Source organism: Pseudonocardia nantongensis, from assembly GCF_046546495.1.
Taxonomy (GTDB): domain Bacteria; phylum Actinomycetota; class Actinomycetes; order Mycobacteriales; family Pseudonocardiaceae; genus Pseudonocardia; species Pseudonocardia nantongensis.
Genome location: NZ_JBKGXT010000012.1, coordinates 136,625 through 157,534, shown reverse-complemented (window position 1 = coordinate 157,534; position 20,910 = coordinate 136,625). Strand labels below are relative to the sequence as shown.

Annotated in this window: 22 protein-coding genes, 1 other RNA gene and 1 pseudogene; 18 read left to right on the top strand and 6 right to left on the bottom strand. The window is 72.6% G+C overall.

The annotated features are described in order from the left end of the window. Window positions 1-72: 72 nt before the first annotated feature. Window positions 73-1,290, top strand: coding sequence for a threonine synthase (locus ACLFMI_RS15030; RefSeq protein WP_410948463.1), 1,218 nt, complete (start codon window positions 73-75; stop codon window positions 1,288-1,290). Continuing rightward, on the top strand, window positions 1,287-2,828 hold the full coding sequence (locus tag ACLFMI_RS15025) for an AbgT family transporter (protein ID WP_410948462.1): 1,542 nt from the start codon (window positions 1,287-1,289) through the stop codon (window positions 2,826-2,828). Before ACLFMI_RS15030 ends, ACLFMI_RS15025 begins: the two co-directional genes overlap by 4 nt. A gap of 247 nt (window positions 2,829-3,075) precedes the next feature. On the opposite strand, the gene ACLFMI_RS15020 is transcribed toward ACLFMI_RS15025, so the two are convergent. The 4 genes from ACLFMI_RS15020 to ACLFMI_RS15005 form a co-directional block, all read right to left on the bottom strand. Further along, window positions 3,076-3,966, bottom strand: coding sequence for a hypothetical protein (locus ACLFMI_RS15020; protein WP_410948461.1), 891 nt, complete (start codon window positions 3,964-3,966; stop codon window positions 3,076-3,078). Window positions 3,967-4,153: 187 nt separating this feature from the next. Then, window positions 4,154-6,232 carry a type IV secretory system conjugative DNA transfer family protein gene (locus ACLFMI_RS15015; protein ID WP_410948460.1) on the bottom strand — a complete coding sequence of 693 codons (2,079 nt, stop codon included), beginning with the start codon at window positions 6,230-6,232 and terminating at the stop codon, window positions 4,154-4,156. Then, complete coding sequence (locus ACLFMI_RS15010) at window positions 6,229-7,191, bottom strand: hypothetical protein (protein ID WP_410948459.1); 963 nt, start codon at window positions 7,189-7,191, stop codon at window positions 6,229-6,231. Before ACLFMI_RS15010 ends, ACLFMI_RS15015 begins: the two co-directional genes overlap by 4 nt. A 13-nt stretch (window positions 7,192-7,204) precedes the next feature. After that, entirely contained in the window at window positions 7,205-7,507 is a 303-nt protein-coding gene (locus ACLFMI_RS15005) for a hypothetical protein (RefSeq protein WP_410948458.1), read from the bottom strand. Between the two features lie 404 nt (window positions 7,508-7,911). Between ACLFMI_RS15005 and ACLFMI_RS15000 the strand changes: the two genes are divergently transcribed. The 3 genes from ACLFMI_RS15000 to ACLFMI_RS14990 are packed head-to-tail and all read left to right on the top strand — an operon-like array spanning window position 7,912 to window position 9,690. Then, window positions 7,912-8,229 carry a hypothetical protein gene (locus ACLFMI_RS15000; RefSeq protein WP_410948457.1) on the top strand — a complete coding sequence of 106 codons (318 nt, stop codon included), beginning with the start codon at window positions 7,912-7,914 and terminating at the stop codon, window positions 8,227-8,229. Beyond that, a complete protein-coding gene (locus ACLFMI_RS14995) occupies window positions 8,226-8,807 on the top strand; it encodes a DUF6879 family protein (protein WP_410948456.1) in 582 nt (193 codons plus the stop codon). Before ACLFMI_RS15000 ends, ACLFMI_RS14995 begins: the two co-directional genes overlap by 4 nt. A 19-nt stretch (window positions 8,808-8,826) precedes the next feature. Next, entirely contained in the window at window positions 8,827-9,690 is an 864-nt protein-coding gene (locus tag ACLFMI_RS14990) for a helix-turn-helix domain-containing protein (protein WP_410948455.1), read from the top strand. Between the two features lie 90 nt (window positions 9,691-9,780). On the opposite strand, the gene ACLFMI_RS14985 is transcribed toward ACLFMI_RS14990, so the two are convergent. Then, entirely contained in the window at window positions 9,781-10,080 is a 300-nt protein-coding gene (locus ACLFMI_RS14985; RefSeq protein WP_410948454.1) for a hypothetical protein, read from the bottom strand. Beyond that, window positions 10,080-10,364: a hypothetical protein gene (locus tag ACLFMI_RS14980; RefSeq protein ID WP_410948453.1), complete on the bottom strand. Its 285-nt coding sequence runs from the start codon at window positions 10,362-10,364 to the stop codon at window positions 10,080-10,082. Before ACLFMI_RS14980 ends, ACLFMI_RS14985 begins: the two co-directional genes overlap by 1 nt. A gap of 404 nt (window positions 10,365-10,768) precedes the next feature. Between ACLFMI_RS14980 and ACLFMI_RS14975 the strand changes: the two genes are divergently transcribed. The 13 genes and pseudogenes from ACLFMI_RS14975 to ACLFMI_RS14915 all read left to right on the top strand — a co-directional run bounded on the left by ACLFMI_RS14975 (window position 10,769) and on the right by ACLFMI_RS14915 (window position 20,893). Then, window positions 10,769-11,683 carry a DUF4192 domain-containing protein gene (locus ACLFMI_RS14975; protein ID WP_410948452.1) on the top strand — a complete coding sequence of 305 codons (915 nt, stop codon included), beginning with the start codon at window positions 10,769-10,771 and terminating at the stop codon, window positions 11,681-11,683. Window positions 11,684-12,056: 373 nt separating this feature from the next. Continuing rightward, window positions 12,057-13,181: a hypothetical protein gene (locus tag ACLFMI_RS14970; RefSeq protein WP_410948451.1), complete on the top strand. Its 1,125-nt coding sequence runs from the start codon at window positions 12,057-12,059 to the stop codon at window positions 13,179-13,181. Then, window positions 13,178-13,939 (top strand): hypothetical protein, encoded by a 762-nt coding sequence (locus ACLFMI_RS14965; protein WP_410948450.1) that lies wholly within the window; start codon window positions 13,178-13,180, stop codon window positions 13,937-13,939. Before ACLFMI_RS14970 ends, ACLFMI_RS14965 begins: the two co-directional genes overlap by 4 nt. A gap of 92 nt (window positions 13,940-14,031) precedes the next feature. Next, entirely contained in the window at window positions 14,032-14,808 is a 777-nt protein-coding gene (locus ACLFMI_RS14960) for a hypothetical protein (protein WP_410948449.1), read from the top strand. Beyond that, window positions 14,805-15,572: a hypothetical protein gene (locus tag ACLFMI_RS14955; RefSeq protein WP_410948448.1), complete on the top strand. Its 768-nt coding sequence runs from the start codon at window positions 14,805-14,807 to the stop codon at window positions 15,570-15,572. The genes ACLFMI_RS14960 and ACLFMI_RS14955 overlap by 4 nt, the downstream gene beginning before the upstream one ends. A 299-nt stretch (window positions 15,573-15,871) precedes the next feature. After that, the gene (locus tag ACLFMI_RS14950) at window positions 15,872-17,587 is read left to right on the top strand and encodes a ParB/RepB/Spo0J family partition protein (protein ID WP_410948447.1); all 1,716 of its coding nucleotides are present in this window, start codon (window positions 15,872-15,874) and stop codon (window positions 17,585-17,587) included. 81 nt (window positions 17,588-17,668) lie between these two features. Then, window positions 17,669-18,193, top strand: a complete 525-nt coding sequence (locus tag ACLFMI_RS14945; protein ID WP_410948446.1) for a hypothetical protein — start codon at window positions 17,669-17,671, stop codon at window positions 18,191-18,193. A 58-nt stretch (window positions 18,194-18,251) separates the two neighbouring features. Continuing rightward, complete coding sequence (locus tag ACLFMI_RS14940) at window positions 18,252-18,830, top strand: hypothetical protein (protein ID WP_410948445.1); 579 nt, start codon at window positions 18,252-18,254, stop codon at window positions 18,828-18,830. Between the two features lie 71 nt (window positions 18,831-18,901). Then, on the top strand, window positions 18,902-19,522 hold the full coding sequence (locus ACLFMI_RS14935; protein ID WP_410948444.1) for a hypothetical protein: 621 nt from the start codon (window positions 18,902-18,904) through the stop codon (window positions 19,520-19,522). A 310-nt stretch (window positions 19,523-19,832) separates the two neighbouring features. Then, entirely contained in the window at window positions 19,833-20,255 is a 423-nt protein-coding gene (locus tag ACLFMI_RS14930) for a single-stranded DNA-binding protein (RefSeq protein ID WP_410948443.1), read from the top strand. A 125-nt stretch (window positions 20,256-20,380) separates the two neighbouring features. After that, window positions 20,381-20,602: pseudogene (locus tag ACLFMI_RS14925) on the top strand (WhiB family transcriptional regulator); the annotation flags it as partial. Continuing rightward, complete coding sequence (locus ACLFMI_RS14920) at window positions 20,591-20,758, top strand: helix-turn-helix domain-containing protein (RefSeq protein WP_458788588.1); 168 nt, start codon at window positions 20,591-20,593, stop codon at window positions 20,756-20,758. The pseudogene ACLFMI_RS14925 and the gene ACLFMI_RS14920, both read left to right, overlap by 12 nt. Before the next feature lie 66 nt (window positions 20,759-20,824). After that, window positions 20,825-20,893, top strand: an RNA gene (locus ACLFMI_RS14915) — hammerhead ribozyme type II. The last annotated feature ends 17 nt before the right edge of the window (window positions 20,894-20,910 follow it).

The window sequence follows — 20,910 nt, the reverse complement described above, 5'->3', positions numbered from 1 at the left end:
GGACTCGCGCGTGCGTCACCTGGGCCCGCGTTCCGACTTGCGAGACGACACGGGCCGGGATCATCTGTGCGGGTGCACGACTCGTTCTCGACGCTGTCCCATCTCGAGTGCTCCCGCGAGGCCACCCTGCACGACGCGGACGTCGTGCAGGGCACCTCGCCCACCGGTGCCCCGTTGCTCGCCCGCTACGATCTCGAACGCGCCCGGGACACCGTGACCCGGGACGAGATCGCGGCCCGGCCGCCGACCCTGTGGCGCTACCACGAGGTGCTGCCGGTCCGGGATCCCGCGCACGTGGTGACGATGGGCGAGGGCATGACCCCGCTGCTACCGCTCCCCCGCGCCGGTGGGCGGTTGGGCCTGCCGAACCTGTTGCTGAAGGACGAGGGCCTGGTCCCGACCGGCGCGTTCAAGGCCCGCGGCGCCGCGGTCGGCGTCTCCCGGGCCGCCGAGCTGGGCGTGCGGGCGGTCGCGATGCCGACCAACGGCAACGCCGGGGCCGCGTGGGCCTGCTACGCCGCCCGGGCCGGGATCGGCGCGCTGATCGCGATGCCGGTGGACGCCCCGGAGATCACCCGCCGCGAGTGCGTCGTCTCCGGCGCGGAGCTGTACCTGGTCGACGGCCTCATCGGTGACGCCGGCCGGCTGGTCGCCGACGCCGTCTCCCGCCGCGACGGCTACCAGGACACCTCGACGCTCAAGGAGCCCTACCGGATCGAGGGCAAGAAGACGATGGGCTACGAGATCGCCGAGCAGCTGGGCTGGCGGTCTCCGGACGTCATCCTCTACCCGACCGGCGGTGGCGTCGGGATCATTGCGATCCACAAGGCGCTGCGCGAGATGCACGAGCTGGGCTGGCTGACCGGGCCGATGCCGCGGCTGGTCGCGGTGCAGGCCGCAGGCTGCGCGCCGATCGTCGACGCGTTCGACGCCGGTCTGCGGGAGTCCGTCGCGCCCGCCGACCCGCGAACCGTCGCGTTCGGGATCACGGTGCCGAAGGCGCTCGGCGACTTCCTCGTGCTCGACGCCGTGTACGAGACCGGCGGCACCGCCGTCGCCGTCACCAACGACGAGCTGCTCGCCGCCGAGCACGCCCTGGCCCGGGACGAGGGCACCTGGATCTGCCCGGAGGGCGCGGCCTGCGTGGCCGCGGCCGGCCGGTTGCGGGAGAGCGGCTGGTTGGACGGCTCGGAGGAGGTCGTCGTGCTGAACACCGGGACCGGGCTGATCTACCCGGACACCGTGCGGGCCGACCCGCCGGTGCTCGCGGCCGGCGGGCGCATTCCGTGACCGCGGCGGGGACCCAGCGGCCCGGGCCGGTGATCCGGGCGATCGAGCGGGTCGGGAACCGGGTGCCGCACCCGTTCTATCTGTTCTGGATCCTGCTGCTGGTACTTGGCGTGGGCAGCGCGATCCTGGCCGCGAACGGGGCCACCGCGCAGCTGCCCGGCGCGCCGGAGGCACAGCCGGTCCGCAACATCCTGTCCACCGCGGGCCTGCAGGAGCTGCTGACCGGGCTGGTCGACAACTTCATCGGTTTCCCGCCGCTGGGTGTGGTGCTGACGGTGCTGCTCGGCGTCGGCATCTGCGAGCGGACCGGGCTGCTGCGGACGCTGGTGAACGCCGCGCTGGCGCGGGTCCCCGCCCGCTGGATGCCCTACGCGGTGGTCTACCTGTGCGGGCAGGGCCACTTCATGGGCGACGCGGCGATGGTCATCCTGCCGCCGCTGGCCGCGCTGGCGTTCCGCTCGGTCGGCCGGCACCCGGTGGCCGGGGCGCTCGGCGCCTTCGCCGCGACGGCCGTCGGCTACGGCTCGGGCGTGATCGTCGGGTCGCTGGACGCGAACCTGTCAGCGCTGTCGGAGTCGGTGCTGCCGCCCGGGACGCCGCCGGGCGTCGAGACCTCGGTGCTGATGAACTACTGGATCCAGGCGGTGTCGGCGTTCGTACTGCCCGGCGTCGTCGGGTGGATCCTGGTGCACCGGGTCGAGCCCGGGCTGCCGCCGGTGAACCCGCCGGACCCGGACGACGGCGGCGCCGACGACGAGCCGGACACCACCGTGATGCCGCGGCAGCGCCGGGCAATGGCGATCGCTGGGCTGGCGCTGGCCGGCTGGCTGGCGCTGGCGTTCGCCGCGTGGCTGGTGCCCGGCGGGCCGCTGCGGGGCGCGGACGGGGCACTGATCGACTCGCCGTTCCTGGACGGCGTGGTCGCGCTGATCACGATTAGCTTCCTGGTGCCGGGGATCGCCTACGGCATCGCCGCCGGGACGATCAACACGCCGTCCGACGTGCCCGAGATGATGGCCCGGTCGTTGCAGGGGATGCTCGGCTTCGTCGTCATCGCGTTCTCGGCGGGCCAGTTCATCGCCATGTTCACCTGGAGCCGGGTCGGGACCTGGCTCGCCGTCGAGGGCTCGGCGGGGCTGCGCGCGATCGGGCTGACCGGTTTCGGCGCGCTGCTGCTCGCCCTGGTGCTGTGCTCGGTCCTGGCAATGGTGATCTTCTCGGGGTCGTCGCTGTGGGCGGTGCTCGCTCCGGTGCTGGTCCCGGTGTTCGTCGGGCTCGGCCTGCACCCGGCCGTCATCCAGGCGACGTATCGGATCGGCGACGCGATCACCAACCCGATCTCGCCGCTGAACCCGTACCTGTACGTCCTGCAGCTGACCTGTCAACGCTATGACCGGGAGTTCTCGCTCGGGATGGTGTTCTCCCGGATGGCGATGTTCGTGCTGCCGACCTTCGTGCTGTGGGTGGCGATCCTGGGCGCGTTCTACTTCCTGAACGTCCCGGTGGGGCCGGGCACCACCATCCGGATCGGCGGCTGAGCGAAGCGAGTTACGAGATGGCAGGCTCCCCGTCCGCCATCTCGCAACACTCGACGGGTCCACCGCTTGGTACGGCCGAGTGAGTCCAGGACACGGGCGTAGATGTCCTCCAGGCGCTCGACCAGCTCACCAGCCGCGGCGCCGGGTCGGCGCACAGACACCAGCCACACCCGTCGGTGACCTTGGTCTGCTCGACCAGCCCGCGATACGCGGCCGGGCGGGCGCCCTCGACCGTGCCTCACCGCACTTACCTGTCCTGGCTCGGGTCGCGGCCGTCGGAGTCGGGCCCTATGTCGGCCCGGCGGGCCTCGAGGAAGTACTCCCACCAGCAGTCCCGGCTGCTTGCCGGTGCCGGGGTGGCCTCGTCGAGCAGCAGCGGACCGTTGCCGGCGGCACCGAGGTGAGCATCCTGGTCGTAGCTGCGCCGCGGCGGGAACCGATCGGGCAGATACCGCGGCCGATCGCTACCGCTCTCGCTGGTCAGCGGCGGAGCCACCTCACCGCGGCGTTCCGCCTCGGCGAGCTGCTCGTGATACTGGCGGCGTTCCTCCTCAGTGAGCCGGTGCTTACCCGGGGCGCACTCACGTCCGTCGATCGCCGCGGCCAGGTTCGTCAGTGCCGCGGGCAGCCACCGCACATGCCACTCCGCGACCAGATCCGGGCGGGTATCGGGGGCGCTGGAGTCGACATGCAGGGTGCGCAGCCACGCCAGCTCCCGCACCGCCCGCGGATGCACCGGCCAACAGTCCGGCAGCTCCGCGCGCGAGAGTCGGTAGTCGCGGTTGAGGACCTCGGCCACGAAGCCGCCCAGCGCATCCCACGCCGCATGCTTGTCGCCCGGCTCGAGCTGCGACCAGCGCAGCGCCGGCGTCAGCGACAACGCCTCATCCTCCGGCTCTCCATCACCGGCGCCGGTGGCCTCGACCGCCCCGGCCAGCGACGCCACGCTGATCTCGAGCTCGTCGACCCGCGGGCTCAGCCGCGAGAGGTGATCGGCGACCTCAGCGACGTTCCCCGAGGTCTGCCCGACCTCCCGGCGCAGCTCGCGCAACTCCTGCCCGACCTGCACCGCGAACGGGCGCCCCCGACCGGCTCCACTGGCTCCGGTCGGGGGCGGGCCCGGTCCGTCACTGGTCACCGGCTCGTTCCCTTCTCATCCGATTCTCCGATCTGAGGTGCTCGCTCCAGGTAGATGGACCTGGAGTTCGTGCGGTTCACAGGGGGCCAGGGGGCGGCACGACGACTGGTCGCGTGTGGACACCCGTTCACCTTGCCACCGCGGTGGCGGGGGTGGAACCGGTCACCGAACGGGGTGATCACGGGGCTCACGCGGCGGCCTGCCCTGTGTCGTCCACGACGGCGGGCCCGGCAGCGTGCGGGACGGGTACGGCAGGAGGCGGCAACAGATCCGTGCGCGACCACACCGGGGTGATCCGCACGACCGTCGCCGGGGTCGCGCGATGGATCAGCACCGCGTGCCACTGCGGTAGGCGACGCACCCGATCCGGCGGGCACACCCGCACCCGGGTGTAATTCTCGGTCCCGTCGCCGGTCGGGGCTGGTTCCCACCGGTCCCCACACAGTTTGGAGACCTTCTCCAGGTCCTCGTCCAACGTCAGTCCGCCATAGACCAGCTTGGCGTTGGTGGCGTTCCAGATCGTGTCCGCGCCGCGGGCGCCCCAGCGCTGGGCCAGCTGTGAAGGCGACTGCACCGCCCACTCGATGTGCACACCGCGGCCACCGGCATCGGCCACCCAGCGATCCAGCGGCACCGGCGTGATCAGCGCGGCTTCGTCGAGGAACAGCCCCAGCGGGGGGTCCAGGCGGCCCTTCGGGCGGGTGGCCGCGACCCGCTTTGCGGTCTCGAACACGTGCCCGGTCAACGCCGCCAGCAGCGGCGCCACCGTGGCATGCGCGCGGTCCGAGCCCACCAGGAACACCGCGCCCTGGCCGGTTACGAATTCCTCCGCGTCGAACTCCACCGCTCCCGGAGTCGGTGCCGCCAGCGCAGCGATCTGCGGATCGGTCATGAACTGCACCGCCCGCGAGAGCGTCATGAAGATCGAATCGCGGGTCTTGCGGGCATCGGTGGACAGCACTTGGCGTAGCGACTCCACCGTGCCCGACGGCACGCGGCCGGCCGGGGCCCGCTGCAACAGCGCCAGGGCTTCGGCTGCGCCGCCCTGGCGGGCGTCGCTGGTCGGGTAGAACACCCAGTTCGCCACCGTGGTCATGTCCCGGCCGCCCAGGTCCGCGGCCATCAGCAGTGCGGCCAGCACGCTGGCCGACCAGTCGTCCCACCGGTCACCGTCCTCATCAGAGGTGGTCGCTCCGACCATGTGCCCGGCCCGCTCGGTCGCGGTCTGCGGGTGCGCACAGCCGGCGACCGGGGACCACCACACCGACGACCCCAGATCCCCGAGGCCCTCCGGGTTGAACAACCACACCGGCCCGCGCTGCGCGCGGCCCCCGGCGCAGTGCTCGAACAGATCGACCTTGGTCGAGGTCGCCAGCACCGGCCCGCAGTGATCCAGGATGTGGTGCCCCATCAGGGCGGTCTTCCCGGTCTGCGGGGGCGCGACCTGCCCGATCACGTCCCGGTGCGCGGCATAGCAGTCGGTGCCCAGCACCGGGCCGACCACCGAGCGGCCGAGCCAGGTGCCGCACCGCGCCAGCGCCAACCGCTCCATCCGACCCGGGGACGGTCGACCATCCTCGTCCGATGCGCGGACCTCCGCTGCCACGCTCGGTCGCGTGGCGACCGCCGCGGCCCGCACCGCGTGCGCGGAGAGGTGCCGGTACAGATCCCACCAGCCCGCCCAACCGTCGGCGCCGAACCCGGTCCGGACCCGCCCCCGCATGCTGTGTGGATACGCCAGCCGCGCGATCGGCACCGCCAGCACCGCGACGGCGAGCACGATCTGCAGAGCGCCGACGATCGTCGTGGCCCACGGCGGCAGGCACCACAGGCACACACCGACCACTAGGCCCGCGGCCGCCACAGCACCGCCGATGCCGCGCATTCCCAGCACCGCACCGCACGCGAGCAGGACACCACCCAGCACGATCGCCGTCACCGACGGCCAGCACACCAGCCCGATCCCCATCGTCAGCCAGACGAGCGCGCCGAACTGTGCCCGGCCCCGGCACAGCACCGGTACGGCTCGTTGGACCAAGTGCGCCCAGCCGGCCGAGGACACCATCGCGCGCAGCACCGGCAACGCCGCCCACCACCACGCCGACGACGACCATCGACCGGCAATCGCCCGGACCTGCGCCCCGGCCACCCGGCCACGGCCGGTGCTGGTCCCGGTATCCGGGGCGGGGGCGGGTGTGTCCTGCTCGGATCCGGTGGCCGCAGGGGACCCGGCCGGGTCCACACTGCGCAGCTCCGCCTTGGTCATGCTCCCACCTCCAGCCGGCGCTCCGCGCTGAGTAGCACCAGTGCGCCGCCCGAGGTCGACACGACGTCGTCGTCGACCTCGCCCGGGCTGGCGGGAAGCTGCCCGAGCCGGCGGCGCGCCTCCTGCAGATCACGACGGCCCTGCCGCTGGGACTGCCCGAAGATCACCCCGACCTGCTCGCCGGTGAGATCCTGAGCGGGCACCAAGCCCGCCCGGATCAGATCCAGAACCTGCGTCACACGGGCCTCCGGCCCGGCATCCAGGAGCTCCGTGCGCTCCCACCGTCGCGCGGCCCGCGCGCCGGGAACGTTCCCCGCATCCAGGTGCTCGGCCGGGGCGGTGGCTGGTTCCTGACCGACCTCAACGAGCTCCGCGGCCGGTTCCTCCAGTTGCTCGGTTGCGGCCACTGCCTCCCCCACCGTGACCGGTGCGGTGCGCAGCGCCGGATCCGCCGCGGCCGCGGCATACACCGCGGCGGTCAGCCGATCCCGTAGTCCCGGGGCAGCCTCCGAGGCGACAAACACCACCAGCGGCGGCACCGAGTGCAGCACGATCAGCGCCGGATTCGCCTGCGACCACGCCTCCCAGGTGTTCATCGCATAGGTCGCACCCAGCGTGGCCCAGCGCGTCCGCCGGGCCCACGCCGTGCTGGCCACCTGCCAGCGCGCGGTCACCTGCTCGGCGCGGATCACCGCGATCAGCACCAACGACACCATCGGATCCAGCAGCCACGCCGCCAACCACGGCAGCGACCACGGCAACGACTCCCCCGCGGCGAAGTCCTGCACATTGGTCATGCAGAACGCCATCCCGAGGATGATCCCGGACCACATCAGCCAGTCCACCTGCGTTCGGACCCGCTCGACCTGCAGCGCAATCACATCAGGATTGGTGGCCAGCGCCCGCACCCGGGCCGCCTGCTGCGCCTCGAGCGCGAGCTGCTCGGCCTGCCCGCGCACCTTCTCCGCTGACCTACGCGGCGACATCGCCAGGCTCCACCATGCGCCCCGTCAGATCCCGCCGGGCCGTACGGGCACGTAGCCCCCGCAGCCACGACGCCGCCGCCCGGCGCGAGCGCCGCGCATCCGCTGCCACCGGCTCCGGGCCGGGGGCAACCTCCACCGCGCAGCTCCGGCACGGCACGCCAGCCGGCACCGTCAACGCCACCGGGTCGATCACCACGCCACACAACGCCCGATACCGGCCAAACACGCTGCCAGCGCGCAGATCCTCGGCAGCGACCTCGTGCTCCATCCCGTCCTCGACCGCCGTCATCGGCGCGGTGTCACCCGCTGCGGTCGTACTGGGCAGCGCCCGCCGCGAGGAACCAGCCTCAAGCGGGGCCGAAGGCCCCGCAGCGCTGGGCGCAGCGACCGTCAGCTGCAGTCGCGACGGCGGGGGGAAGCCGGGCCGCGGAGGGCCCCCTGGAATCCTGGACATGGGTCGTACTCCTCGGAACTCGAAGGCTGGGTTGTGCGATCCACGCCTCGGCCGGTGCAGCAACACCGGCCGAGGCTCCTTCAGGCTAGCGAATATTCCGAATATTCGCTAGCCTTCGGACTGCACTCACGACCTTGAAGACGCGAGCGGCCAGCCACGGGGCCGTTTCGCGGCGCTGCTGGGCCAGCTACCCTCCACCGTGCGTCTGGAATATTCGGCATGAGGCACGTGGAGGCGGAATGCTGGTGCAGAGGATCGCGAACCTGACCTGCGAGGGCGGCAACTGCCCGAACACTTACGCGACCGACCGCGGGACCGTGGTCGTACAAGGAGACCTCGTGAAGGACAACTCCCACGCGGTTGTCGTCCCGAGCGAACTGCTGCGGCGGCACGCGGCGGCGATCGGCCGCGAGAGCTGGTCCGGGCCAACAGAGCAGCTTCCTGGCGATCGCGTTCTCGTGCGTGGCCGTCAGGTGACCGACTCAGACGTGCTGCGTGCGATCGGTGCGCCTGCGCACGAGAACCTGATCGAGATCGGTGAGGTGGTCGCAGCATGAGCACTGAGGAGCTCGGCCGGATGTACGGCCGCTTCACCGACTACGCGTGGCGCTACGAAGGTCGCGACGTCTACACCGTCGACGGCGAGCAGGAGCGCATCGATGCGTTTCTGCGTAGCGGGGTAGTACCTCGCAAGACGCGGGACAACAACGGCTGGATCCGGATCGTCGAAGACGTGTGTGCTCGCGGCGCCTCGATCGGCCGGGTCCGCGCCGTCGGCCGCCCCGTTACCGACTACACGCGGTTCGAGTTCGCCGCCTACCCCGACAACATCGCCGCAGGGGAAGACGTGCAGGTGATCGAGCGCCAGCAGCTCGATCGTGCCTGGGACTCTGTCCCCGACTTCTGGCTCTTCGACGACACGACGGCATTCGTTCAACACTTTGACGAGGCCGGGCGCTTCCTCGGTGCCGAGCGCGTGGACAACGTCGCGCCGTTCCTGGAGATCCGCAGGATGCTCACCGAACCTGGTCGTACCGTCGGCGCTGAGCACTACGCCCTGGACTCCGTCCCCCAGCAGCGCCGGAGCCACGTGCCCGCGCCACCGGCGCTGCACGTGCCCTCACTGAGCCACTAGCCGAGAAGGGAACCCGGGATTGCAGAAGGCCAAGCAGCAGCTCGGTGCGCGGTTGCGCTCGCGGCGGAAGGCCGCGGGCCTGACCGGCACCGAGCTTGGTCAGCTGCTCGGGATCTCTCAGGCCACCGTCTCGAAGTTGGAGAACGGACAGGCTCGCGTCGACGAGGAACTCGTACGCGCATGGATCAAACACAGCGCGGACACGGAGGGCGCGGACGCGGAGTCTGTGCTCGCAGCGGCCGTCGACTCCGCCGGGATGGTCGATTGGCCGACGTTGCATGGCACTGGCTGGCGTGAGCACCAGCAACGCTACGACGAGCTCGAACGCAAGGCTGCGCTCATCAAGGTGTTCCAGAACGCGCTGATACCCGGTCTGTTCCAGACTGCCCGCTACGCGCGTTTCCTCATGAGGGAAATCGTCGGGCTCGACGCAGAGTCCGCCGACGCGGCCGTCATGGCCCGAGTCAGTCGGCAAGACCTGCTGTACCGGCCCTCAACCCGATTGGAGGCCGTCGTTACCGAGGCGGTTCTTCGTCACCGCCTCGGCGGGCCGGCCGTGATGGCTGAGCAGCTGCTCTACCTCGCCGACGTCGCTGACCTGCCCACAGTCTCGTTCCGGGTCATTCCCATCGACACGGATATGTCGAGCCGGTATGGAGCCAGCTTCGATCTATTCGAGTCGGGCGCGGACGATGATCGGGCAACCGTCATCGTCGAGCTCGAGGCCAGCGAGTACCGCGAGGATGACCCCGATCGCGTCGAGCGCTACCGCCGCCGCCATCACATCTATCGCGACGCGGCACTCAGCGAGGACGCCTCGCGTGATCTCGTCCGGCGCCTTGCGCAAGACCTGCGTAGTGAGGTTTTCCCTCGCTCCTCCTGACAGGCTGGGTGGTCACGGATCTCCGACCCCCAGTGGTCGCTGTCACTGGGCGTGTCACCGCAGGCTGGCACGCCCAGCCGACATGCATCGTCAGTGACCGTCCCCGCTGGTCAGGCCCTTTCGGTTCCGTCGGGGGTCGTTCGGGCCGTCCGGTCCGTCCCGGTCACAGCGGGCAGCGGCGACCGCGTCGCGGCGAACCTGATCGGGGATCTGGTCCAGGACTAGGGAGACGCTGTCGAGCATCGCGGCCAGCGCGAGACCGACATCTTGGCCGCGGAGGCCGGCGTAGGAGTCCATCACCGCGCGCTTGCGCAGGCGTCGCGCGAACTCGGCCACCAACATGTGCTCGTCCCGGAGGCGGGCCGCGGCTCGTTCCTTCTCGGCCCGCATCAGCGGTCATCATTGCCGCGCCGGCCCGGGTCGAGTAGGCCACGGACCGTGTCCGCGGTACGTCGAACGGCGCAGCGCACCTGTAGCGGAACCGGGCGACCCGCGGACAGCTCCACCGCTGTCGCCCGGAAGATCTCCGCGATCCGGGAGGCCAGTCGAGCGTCGGTGATCAACGGGGTGCCGGTCTCGAGGAACCCGGCGATGGTGCGCAGCGCAGCCGCTTCGTCCTCGGTCTCGCGGTCCACTGGGCGCGCGTAGCGCTCGTAGCGACGGTTCTCCCCCATACGCCCCGCCCTCCTGATCGCCGCGAGGTGCTCGTCGGGGGTGCTTCCCCCACCCCCGACGAGCCCGGGGGCACCGTAGCCGATCGTCGAACGTGAGTTCGACTGCTGGGTGGGTGATTGACGCCCCACTCGTGCGGCCGCGGCAGCGACGGCCACCGGCCGGTGGCTGGATCGGTGAGGGGCCGCGGGCAGGCGAGCAGACCCGGGTGAGGCTTCGGCGCCGATAGCGACCGGCCCCGATCCGGGCGGGTGGGACAAGCCTCGCCGGGGGCTCGGACCCGCAGGCGGGTTCCCACGCCGCCGCGGAGGAGCCGCGCGCTCCCGCCGCTCCCCTGCGGGGACCCCACCCGGGCCCGCTCGTGAGGGCCGCGTCCCACCGACCAGCCCCTCGAGGAGGCCTTCCGATGACTGCTCCTGCCATCCGACTCACCGCGCACGGTGACCTGGTCAGCGCCGTACCGGCCCTGATCGGGTATCACCCCACTGACTCACTTGTGCTGATCGCCTTGGGGGCCGGCAGCTCCCGGGTCGGACCGGTCATGCGTGCCGACCTTCCCCCGGTGGGCGAGGTCGAGGTACACGCGGCGCGGATGCTGGCAATGATCCCGGCCGAGTACCACGACCACGCGATCCTGGTGACGGTCAGCTCGAGCCCGCGCGAGGACGCCGCCCGGGATGCCGCCCTGGTGCTGACTGCGGCCGGGGTGCGGGTGTCGGCCAGTGTCCACACCGCCGGTACCCGGCCCGGGGATCGGTGGTCCTGCCTCGATCCCGGTTGCGCCGAGTCCGGCACGGTGCCGGACCCGCCCGCGGAGCTCGCCGCACGTGTGGCCCGCAACGGGCGGGCCACGCTCAAGAGCCGGGAGGCGATCGAGCAGGCCCTGGCCCCGGTCGACCCCGAGGCCCTGACGCGCCGGGCACGGCAGCTCACCGCCGGTACTGGGCCCCAGCCCGCCCGGGTGGGTGCGATCGTGGCCGACTACCTGGCTGACGGTGTCCTCGACGACGACCGCGTCCTGGCGCTGGTGGCCGCGCTGGCCGATCAGCGAGGGGTGGTCGAGCAGCTGCGCGAGCGCAGCGCGGACCTGAGGGTGCTGCTCGAGGCCCTGGTGCCCGCCACACCGGCGCCGTGGTCGGCCCGGCCGGCGGCGTATCTGGCCCTGGCCGCGCTGCTGCACGGCGACGGCGCTCATGCCGCCGCCGCGGCGGCGCGCGCCACCCGCGCCGATCCGACGTCGCTGCTGGCCCATCTGGTCGCCGCCGTTGTCGACCGGGCCCCTAGCCCGGACACGGTGCGCACCCTGCTGACCCGGTTCTAGAAACACCCCGCCGCTGAGGCATCGCTTGTGCAGGTGGTGCCGCAGCGGGGCGGGACCGGTCGCCTCGGGTGGCAGGCCGGCGCACGCTCCGTCGGGCGGGTGGGCCGTGGTGACTCTGCAGTCCGTCGGGCGGCTTTCCCGACGATGCCGCGCCTGCCCACCCGACGCGGGTGACACCACCAGCTCCCGAGGACGCCTCATCTCTACGCGGAGGGGGTGGTGTCACGCCGGTCGGGCGAGCGCGCGGCCCCGCCGCGCCGCCCGCCGGGCTGCGGGCGAGTCACGTCCCACCGCGACCGGCGGTGGGGCTCCCGCCGGCCCCACTTCCCCGGGGCCGGTGGGAGCGGTTGATTCGTCTGATCGGAGCCCGCCAATGGGACAGACCACCCGCCCCCGCACGCCCGCGAAGAGCCGCACGCGCAAGCGCTCGCGTCCGGCGCCGACCGCCGAACAGCAGCAGGCGCGCCGTGAGGCGATCGACGCCGCGCACGAGGACATGATGGCCCGCCTCGAGGCCTTGGCCTCGGATCCGGTCGAGTGGCTGGAGTTCCTCAAGACCGTCGCCGAGTGGGGTGCGCGCTACTCGCTGGGCAACCAGATCCTGCTCATGCTCCAGGCCGCCGCACGCGGTGTCGAGCCGCAGATGTTCATGGCCTACGGCGCCCGCGACGGGAGTTCGGGCTGGCGCAAGCACAAGCGCACCGTGATCGCCGGCCAGACCGGATTCAAAATCTGGGCACCAGTCAAGCGACGGCTGCGCGAGGACGAACGCGAGGCCTACGAGCAGCGCACCGGGCGCAGGGTCGTGCGCGACGCGCAGAACCGGCTGCCGGTCATCGTCGCGAATTGGAAGTTCGAGCGGACCTTCGAGCTGTCCCAGACCGCGCCGCTTCCGCCGTGGGCGGACAACTACGTGGTGCCCACCGTGCAGGTGCGCCGGCAGGTGAAGCTGCACGGCGGCAAGCAGGCCGTCCTGCTCGACGGGGACGACCCGACCGGGGTCTACGACGACGTGGTCGCGATGATCCGGGCCGAGGGCTACGACTACGCGCTGGCCGAGCCCGGCAGCGAGTACCTGGGCCGGGCCAACGGGGTGACCGTGGCCGGAGCAGGCACCCGGCTGGTGCGGGTGCGCGACGACGTCAGCCACGCCCAGCGGATCAAGACCGCCATCCACGAGCTGGCCCACATCCGGTGCGGGCACCTCGAGCAGTTCGGCTACGTGGCTCCGGTGGCCCACCGCGGCCGCGAGGAGACCGAGGCCGAGTCGGTGGCCCACATCGTGTGCAAGGCGTTCGGGCTGGACTCCGAGCCCTACACCGACGCCTACGTGATGGGCTGGGCCGACGGCGACATCGACGTCGTGCGCGCCGCCGCGACCACCGTGCTGCACGTGGCACGCGACATCGTCGACGAGCTCGCCCCGATCGCGCCGTTCGACGGCAAACGCGACCCGCAACCCGAGGACCACACCCCGGCACCGGCGGTGGCGGCGTGAGCGCGGTGGAGTTCGCGGTGACCGTGGTCGACCTCGCGGCTGCGGAGGCGACCCCGCTGGCCGTGGTGTTCGACGAGCACGAGCTGGTCTGCGTCGACGACGACCCGACCGCGGCGCGGGCCGGGATCTATCTCGGCGCCACCTACACCAGCACCTGGGGTGGGCACGGGGCCGTGGCCGACGAGCACTTGCCGGCGTTGCTGCGCGCGGTCGCGCCGGGCGCGACCTGGCTGGCCTGGGACGACCCGCACGAGGAACACCTCGGCACGGTCGCGCTGTATGCGCCGAACCTGGGCCTCTGGACCGGGGAGTGTGACAGCTCCGGGGAGGTCTACGTCCCGGCCGCCGCCCTGGGCCGGCTGGAGGACCTGCTGGCCGACCCGGCCGCGCTGGACGCCGTCACCGGACTGTCCTGGCGGGACCGGATCAGTACCCGGTGCTCCCGAATCGCCGCCGAACCCGCGGTGGGGTTCGTTCCCACCGGCGCACCGGTGTGGGCGGAGTGGAACCGACCGACCGGGCTGATCTACATCGACGACCCGGTTGAGGGCACCCAGGTCGTGCACGCCGCACCCGGTCCGGTGCTCGGAGAGACCAGCGAGCCGACCGCCCGCGGCGCCGCAGCCGCGCTGCGCCAAGCCGGATGGCAGCTGATGCCCACCGCGATCTCGGGCGAGCCCTGGCAGCGGGCCGGGCACGCCACACACGTCGCGCAGCTCCACCGTCTCGCGGCTCAGGCCACACCGGCCGCGTCCTGACCTCGAACCCCCCTTGCGGTGCCCCGAGCCCAGACACCGGGTTCGGGGCGCCGCTGTCTACCTGCTGGCCTGCAGAGATTGGATTATTTCCGATGACGACCCTGGCTGACCTTCGTCGCATCTTCTCCGTCCGGGGCATCGACCCGGACCGGATCACCCAGCCCTCCGCCCCGGGCGAGGCCTCGTTCTTGTTCACCACTGCCCTGGGTGGGCAGGTGTGGTTCGCCCCGACCGAGCAGGACGGGCAGCGCACCGGATGGGCTTACAGCGGGTGGAACCGCCACGGCGAGCTGACCGAGGCCGGGCACACCGCCACCACCATCCCGGAGGGCCTGGCGCCGATGCTGCACCGCCACCAGAAGCCTCACACTGCGCCGGTCAGCTCACGCCAGCGTGACACCCTGCTCGCACTGGCCACCCCCGCCGAGCACACCCCGTGGCAGATGAGCACCACTGCGGCGTCGGACCGGTGGATCCTGGGGCTGTTCGTGGCCTGGACCCGGCTGCGCGAAGCCGACGCCGGCAGCATCTGCGGCGGCGATCTGATCCAGCACCTCGGGCTGGCGTTCGAGGCGATCGGGCTGGCCGACGCCGATCTCGACGACGACGAACCGCTCGACGGACAGCCGCTCGACGAGCTCGCCGCCCGCGTCGATCCCGGGCCCGACCCGACTGGGCCCGACCCGGTCGTGCCGGTGATTACGGCCGACCTCGAGCAGGCTCTGGAACAGGCACTGGCCGGGGCGCTCGACCGGCAGCGTGGCGTGCTCACCCTGGCAGGTCTGGCCACCGAGCTGGCCACCGAGCTGGCCGCCGCCCTGCGCCGGAACGGGGTGCTCGCCCCGGGGCCGGGGGCGGTGAACGCGTGAACCGCCCCGAGAGCGTCGGTGAGGTCGGCGCGCGGGTCGCGGCCGCGCTGAGCGCCTGCGACGAGCAGGCCTGGCGGGTCACCGAGCCCGGCGGGCGGGTGTTGCTGGTCAGCGCGGGCGGGGACCGCCTGGCGCTGCACCTTCGCGGCTACGGGCCGCAGGCGGGACGGATGATCGTGCGCTGCAGCGATCCCGACGACGCCCGCGATGTACCGATGCCCGAGCTGGGCACGACCATCACGGTGTCCCCCGCCCGGCCGGCCGAGCAGCTCGCTGCGGACGTGCGGCGGCGGCTGCTGCGGGCCTACCGGGCGGTGCGGCCCGCCGCGCGGGAATGGCGGGCCGCCGCCGATGCCCTCGTCGCGGCCGAGGGCGCTCTGGTCGACGAGGCCGCGCAGCACCTGGCGCGGCTGCCCGGCACCGTCACCAGCTCCGGCTCGCCGCACCTGCCCGAGCTGACGCTGGCCGCCGCGCACCCGTATCGGGGCGCGGTCCAGGAGGTCCGGATCAGCGACGTCCGGCTGGGGCACGAGGTCACCGGCCCACCGGAGCAGGAGGTGCGGCTCGGTGGCGGGCGGTGGCCGATGTATGCGCGCGTGCAGCTGCGGGTTCATCCACGGCTGCTGCCCGCGCTGGCCAGGGCGCTTGCCGATGTCGCGGCCACCACCGATGTGGACGTGGTGGCGGCACACCAGTGCCCGCACACCCACCAGTCGGTCTGCCCGCACGGTCACGACCACCTCCCGGGCCTCAGGTCGGGGTAGGAGGCCAGTGGGTGTGTCCGCCCCCCGGCCACGGGGGGCGGACACACGCTGGCAGCCGGGGGCCCGGGTCCTGGCGATGAACCTGCCGCGGGATCCCCCCGGGTGAACCCGCCACAGCACAACCGGGCCAGTGGCCGTCAACAGGGGCGGGTCCACGCCGGGGTGACCACGGCAGAACCCCCGCCGGCCCGGGCCCTCGGCTGCCCGAGCCACGTGGTGCGCCCCCGGGCTTCGCGGGGCGCACCGCCCCCGCTCACGTGTGTGACCGGGGGCGGGTCGCTTAACCGTGGGAGGTCTTGATGACCGCAGAACCGACCCCGACCCCCGAGACGGCCGCGGTCGACGCGGCGGCGTTCGGCCGGCTGGCCCTGGTCGACCCGAACACCCTGGAGCTGGAGGTCAACACCCGCCTCGCTGCGAACCTCGACCCGCACTTCTGCGCCTCGATCCGTGACCGCGGAGTGCAGGAACCGATCACCGTCCGCCGCCGCGCCAGCGACGGGACCCTCGTGGTGCGCAAGGGGCAGCGACGCACCCTGGCCGCTGTCCGCGTCGGCTTGACCCAGGTGCCGGTCATCATTACCCCAGAACCGGCCACCGAGGACGGCGACGAGGTCGACACCGGCAGCGATGACTACCGGGCCGGGCAGGCCGAGCGGATCGTCGACCAGCTCGTCGAGAACCAGCACCGCGCCGGCATCGGCGACGCCGAGGAAGTCGCCGCCCACCAGCAGCTGCTCGGGCTCGGATTCAAGCCGGCCGAGATCGCCAAGGTCGTGCGCACCAAGGCCGACCGGGTCCGCCAGACCACCCAGGCCGCCCAGAGCAAGCGGGCGGTCGCGATCGGGTCCCGCTACGAGCTGGACCTGATGCAGATGGCGGTGATCGCCGAGTTCGAGGACGACGACGAGGCGGTCACGCTGCTGACCACTGTCGCGGTGCGGGAGCCGGAGCGATTCCGCCACTTCGCACAGCGGCTGCGCGACGACCGCGCCGAGAAGCAGGCGCACGCGGCCGCCGTTGCCGAGCTCACCGAGGGCGGGGTGACCGTCATCGACCGCGACGACGACCGCTACGGCGCCGCGACCGAGCTGTACCGGCTGCGGCCCAGCGCCGACGATCCGGAAGAGACCGCCCTGGAGGAGCAGGCCCACCGCAGCTGCCCCGGCCACGCCGCGGAAGTGATCACCTTCCGCCACTACCGCGAGGGCCCCCAGGCCCGGGTCCACTGGCTGTGCCTGGACCCGACCACCCACGGGCACGCCCCGCTACGCGAGGGCATGCGCGCCCACACCGGCACCACCAGCGCAGTGGAAAACGAGGAGGAGCGGGAGGTCCGGGAGGCCCGGGAGAAGGAGGCGGCACGCCTCGAGCGCCGGCGGGTGGTCGAGAACAACAAGGCGTGGGCCTCTGCGGAGACCGTGCGCCGCGAGTGCCTGGCCGAGCTGCTGGCCAAGAAGGCCGCGCCCAAGGGCGCGGCGATCTTCGTTGCCGCCGAGCTCGGCCAGGGCGCCCACGCCCTGCGTAAGGCGATGGAGTCGGGCAACACGCTGGCCTGCGAGCTGCTCGGCCTCGACGCCCCGGACGGGGGTGGCTACTACAGCGGGCGGGTCAATCCGCTCGCCCAGGCCGCCCGCGCCACCAGCGCGGCTCGGGCCGGGATGCTGTCGCTGGCTTTCGTGCTGGCCGCCTACGAGGCCAGCACCCACCGCGGCAACTGGCGCAACGCCGACCCGGCCACGCAGCGCTACCTCGCCCAGCTGCGCGACTGGGGTTACCAGCTGTCCGAGGTCGAGCAGCTCGCCCTCGACCCCAATGGCGCCTCCACCACCGCCGCCGACCCGGAGGACGACTCCGCCGGTGGCGGCGCCGGCGAGGTCGGGGAGGACGAGCCCGGCACCGCCGCCACCGAGGACGAGGACGAGGCCGAGGGGCCCGCCCCCGACAGCGAGCCAGACACGGCGGACCCCGACAGCGCCGATGCCGGCGACCACTCGGACGCCGAGTCCGACTGACCCAGCACTCCTCACACCCAGGGCGGGGGGCGGCAGCGCCGCCCCCGCCCTGGGTGTGCGACCCCTTCCAAGGAGGCCGAGATGACCCACACCGAGCAGGACCACGACCAGCTCAACCGCAGTGCCCAGTTCCTGCCCCAGACCAGCGACGACGAACGCCCCGCGCTGCGCGTCGGCGAAGTCCTGGTCAGCGTCTACTGGAAGCCCGGTCCGCTGCTGCGGGTCGCGATCGACACCAGCGACCTGGCCGAAGAGTTCCCGAACAACCCGCCACTGCAGGTCGCGCTCAACGACGGCCTCGTCTACCGGCGCCCTGCCCCCGACAGTGGTGGCGCGGTGCGCGGGCTCGGTGACCGGACCTTGTTCCAGCAGCTGGCACTGGCCGAGTACGCCGAGCTCTACGGCGGGTCCGGGTTCGACTACCCGATCGACGACCTCGTCGAGGAGATCCAGTGCCGGATCCCCGGCGGGCTCGACCGCCTCGGCGCCCACTTCGCCAAGCACGACGCCGTCGACGTCGTACGCGCCTGGTTCACCAGCCCGGACGCGCTACTGCCCATCGCCCGCGGACCCGGCTCCGAGCCGGCCCGCCCGGCGACCAACTGACTATCACCGCGGGCCGCTGCGCCCGCCTCCAAGGCGGATCGAAAGGACGGTGTGAACTGTGGGTGTCACGTTCATGCCCGCTCCCCCGGCCGAAGGCCCGGTGGAGCAGGGCGCGTGCATCGTGTGTGCGGCGCAGCCGCCGCAGGACCGGCGCTTATTCGCCGACTACGAGACCGCCCTCGCTGGTCTGGCGGACCATCGCCGGTTCTGCACCGACACCGACTGCGGCGAGCACGCCTACCGCCCGTTCGTGGTCGTGCACTCCAGCACCGACACCGAACCGAGCCTGGACGTCAGCGTTCGCAACGCGATGCTGCTGCTGCGCGCGCTCGGGCTGGTCCCCGAGTTCGGCGCCGACGACGTGCACGAGCCCCCGCCCGGCGGCCCCCCGGCTCCGGCGCCGGGCGAAGACACGCCCCTGGGCGGGGAGCTACCGGCCGAGCAGATGCTCGGCCGCGTCGAACTGGCCCTGGCTCTGGCCCCGGCCGATGCCGGCGTCCCGGGCCGAAACCTCAACGCGGCCGGCACGGTCGTGGACTTCGGCCGGCCCGCGGGCTACCTGCAGGACCGGCTCAGCGTCCTGCGCGAGCTCGCCCTGTTCGCCCGCGACCAGGCCCGCGACGTCATCTGGCACTGACCACCACTCCCGACGGGGGCGACACCGCACGCGGTGTCGCCCCCGTCGTCGTTCGTGAAGGGACATCAGCCATGCGTGAGATCCAGATCGCCGAGGTGCCCGGTGGGCGGGTACGGGTCCTGCCCGACGACGCCCCGCAGTCGCCGCGCGACTGGGGCACCGTCGGGCACCTGGTGCTCGACGGTGCCCGGCACGTACTGCCGTGGGAAGACCACACCGACCGGCTACGGCAGCTGTGCGAACGCGGCGGCTGGGCCCTGGCCGGCCGCTACCTGTCGGTGTGTCACGACGCGGTGGTCGTACCGGTGTGGGGCTACGCGCACGGTGACCTCGCGCTGCGCGCAGGCGCCCGGGCCGGGTGCTTCGCCGACCCATGGGACTCCGGGCAGGCCGGGTTGGCCTACCTGCTCCGCGACGAGCTGGCCTCGGCGTGCGGGGGCAGCTATCCCGGGGACGAGCAGGCCCAGGCCTACCTGCGCGGCGAAGTCGAGACCTATGACCAGTGGGCCGGCGGGCAGGTCGTGGGCTACATCGCCGAGCAGCGGACACGGTGTCCCGCCGGGTCGGCGTGCGAACACAGCTGCGGTGGCGGTGACTGGACCGAAGTCGAAGCCTGCTGGGGCATCTACGGCATCGACGACGCGATCACGCAGGCCAAGACGGTGCTGGCCGGCGTGCGGCACCCCCGATAGCGCCGCCGTCAGGACGGACCAGGGCGGGCGGGTGTCGGCAGTGGCAGAGCTCGCCGCCCGGGGGTGCCTCCTGAGGTGTCGGTGCTCGGTGTGGAGACGCCCGAAGGTCAGCACACCGCGGTGGGGGTCGCGGCGATGAACCGGCGCCGACACCGAGCGGGTGGGACAAGCCTCGCCGAGGGCTCGGACCGCTGACGCGGTTCCCACCCGCTCGGGCCAGCCCGAACCCCCGCCGCCCCTACGGGCCCCACCACGGCGCACTGAGGCAGGGCCGCGTCACCAACCAGCCCGACACCTCAGGAGGCACCCCATGAACGAGATCACTCTCGTCGGGAACATCGGCAAGGACGACCCCAAGCTCGTCTACAGCGAGCGGACCGGGGAGGCAGTGCTGAAGTTCTCCTTTGCGCAGAACGATCGCTACCGCGACCGCCAGACCGGTGAGTGGCGCGATACCAAGCCGGTCTGGACCGACGTGGTCGCGTTCGGCGACCTGGCCGACAACGCGGCCGAGTCCCTGCACGCCCGGGCCGCGGTGATCGTGATCGGCAAGTTCGTCGACAACTCCTTCCGCCCGGTCGGCGAGGACGGTCAGCTCCAGAGCGAGGTCCGGCGTACCGAGTTCCGGGCCCTGGCCATCGGCCCGGACCTGCGCCGCGCGACCGCCACGGTCACCCGTCAGCCTCGGCGCGAGCGCACCGGTTCGACCACCGCTCCCCAGCCGGCCACCTAACCCCCGGCGGCTACCGGGCGGGCGCCCAGCCACAGCGGCGGCGTCCCGCCCGGTCTCCACTCCTCCCCCGGCCCCTGTCCGGGGCGCCGGGCCCTGTCTGAGCCCTGAATGCGAGGTGAGCAGAGATGGATTTCCTGGACCACGACCTGCCCTGTAGGGCTGAGAACCCGGAGCTGTTTTTCCCCGTCGGCACCGGCTCCCCTGCGGCCCGCCAGGTCGAGCAGGCCAAGGCGGTGTGCCGGCGCTGCCCGGCGACCGCGGCCTGCCTGGCCCAGGCACTCGAGCTCGGAGCCGACGGGGTGTGGGGCGCCACGACCGACGACGAGCGCCGCCACATGCGGCCACGCGGCCCGCACCGGCCTGCTGCCGAGCACACCCCGAGACAGGCCCGGCGGGCCGCCGCGGTGGCCCTGGTCCGTGAGGGCAGCCGGCGTGTGGCGGTGGCCGCGCAGTACGGCATCAGCCCACGCACGCTCGACCGCTGGTGCGCCGCCAGCGCCTGAGCGCCGGTGCCCAGCACCGCGCACCAGCGGACCACCCCCTGACGGGCGCGAGCCGACCGACACCGCAGCCGAAACGCCGCGCTCCGCGGCGTCCGCCGAGGACTGATCCTCCCGGCGCTGACGAGGCAGATCACAACTCCCCCGGGAGGTAT

Coding starts and splice junctions, on each gene's coding strand:
- ACLFMI_RS15015 (WP_410948460.1), bottom strand. CDS start 6,232: ATGACCAAGGCGGAGCTGCGCAGTGTGGACCCGGCCGGGTCCCCTGCG.
- ACLFMI_RS15005 (WP_410948458.1), bottom strand. CDS start 7,507: ATGACGGCGGTCGAGGACGGGATGGAGCACGAGGTCGCTGCCGAGGAT.
- ACLFMI_RS15000 (WP_410948457.1), top strand. CDS start 7,912: ATGCTGGTGCAGAGGATCGCGAACCTGACCTGCGAGGGCGGCAACTGC.
- ACLFMI_RS14995 (WP_410948456.1), top strand. CDS start 8,226: ATGAGCACTGAGGAGCTCGGCCGGATGTACGGCCGCTTCACCGACTAC.
- ACLFMI_RS14985 (WP_410948454.1), bottom strand. CDS start 10,080: ATGCGGGCCGAGAAGGAACGAGCCGCGGCCCGCCTCCGGGACGAGCAC.
- ACLFMI_RS14980 (WP_410948453.1), bottom strand. CDS start 10,364: ATGGGGGAGAACCGTCGCTACGAGCGCTACGCGCGCCCAGTGGACCGC.
- ACLFMI_RS14975 (WP_410948452.1), top strand. CDS start 10,769: ATGACTGCTCCTGCCATCCGACTCACCGCGCACGGTGACCTGGTCAGC.
- ACLFMI_RS14970 (WP_410948451.1), top strand. CDS start 12,057: ATGGGACAGACCACCCGCCCCCGCACGCCCGCGAAGAGCCGCACGCGC.
- ACLFMI_RS14960 (WP_410948449.1), top strand. CDS start 14,032: ATGACGACCCTGGCTGACCTTCGTCGCATCTTCTCCGTCCGGGGCATC.
- ACLFMI_RS14950 (WP_410948447.1), top strand. CDS start 15,872: ATGACCGCAGAACCGACCCCGACCCCCGAGACGGCCGCGGTCGACGCG.
- ACLFMI_RS14945 (WP_410948446.1), top strand. CDS start 17,669: ATGACCCACACCGAGCAGGACCACGACCAGCTCAACCGCAGTGCCCAG.
- ACLFMI_RS14935 (WP_410948444.1), top strand. CDS start 18,902: ATGCGTGAGATCCAGATCGCCGAGGTGCCCGGTGGGCGGGTACGGGTC.
- ACLFMI_RS14930 (WP_410948443.1), top strand. CDS start 19,833: ATGAACGAGATCACTCTCGTCGGGAACATCGGCAAGGACGACCCCAAG.
- ACLFMI_RS14920 (WP_458788588.1), top strand. CDS start 20,591: ATGCGGCCACGCGGCCCGCACCGGCCTGCTGCCGAGCACACCCCGAGA.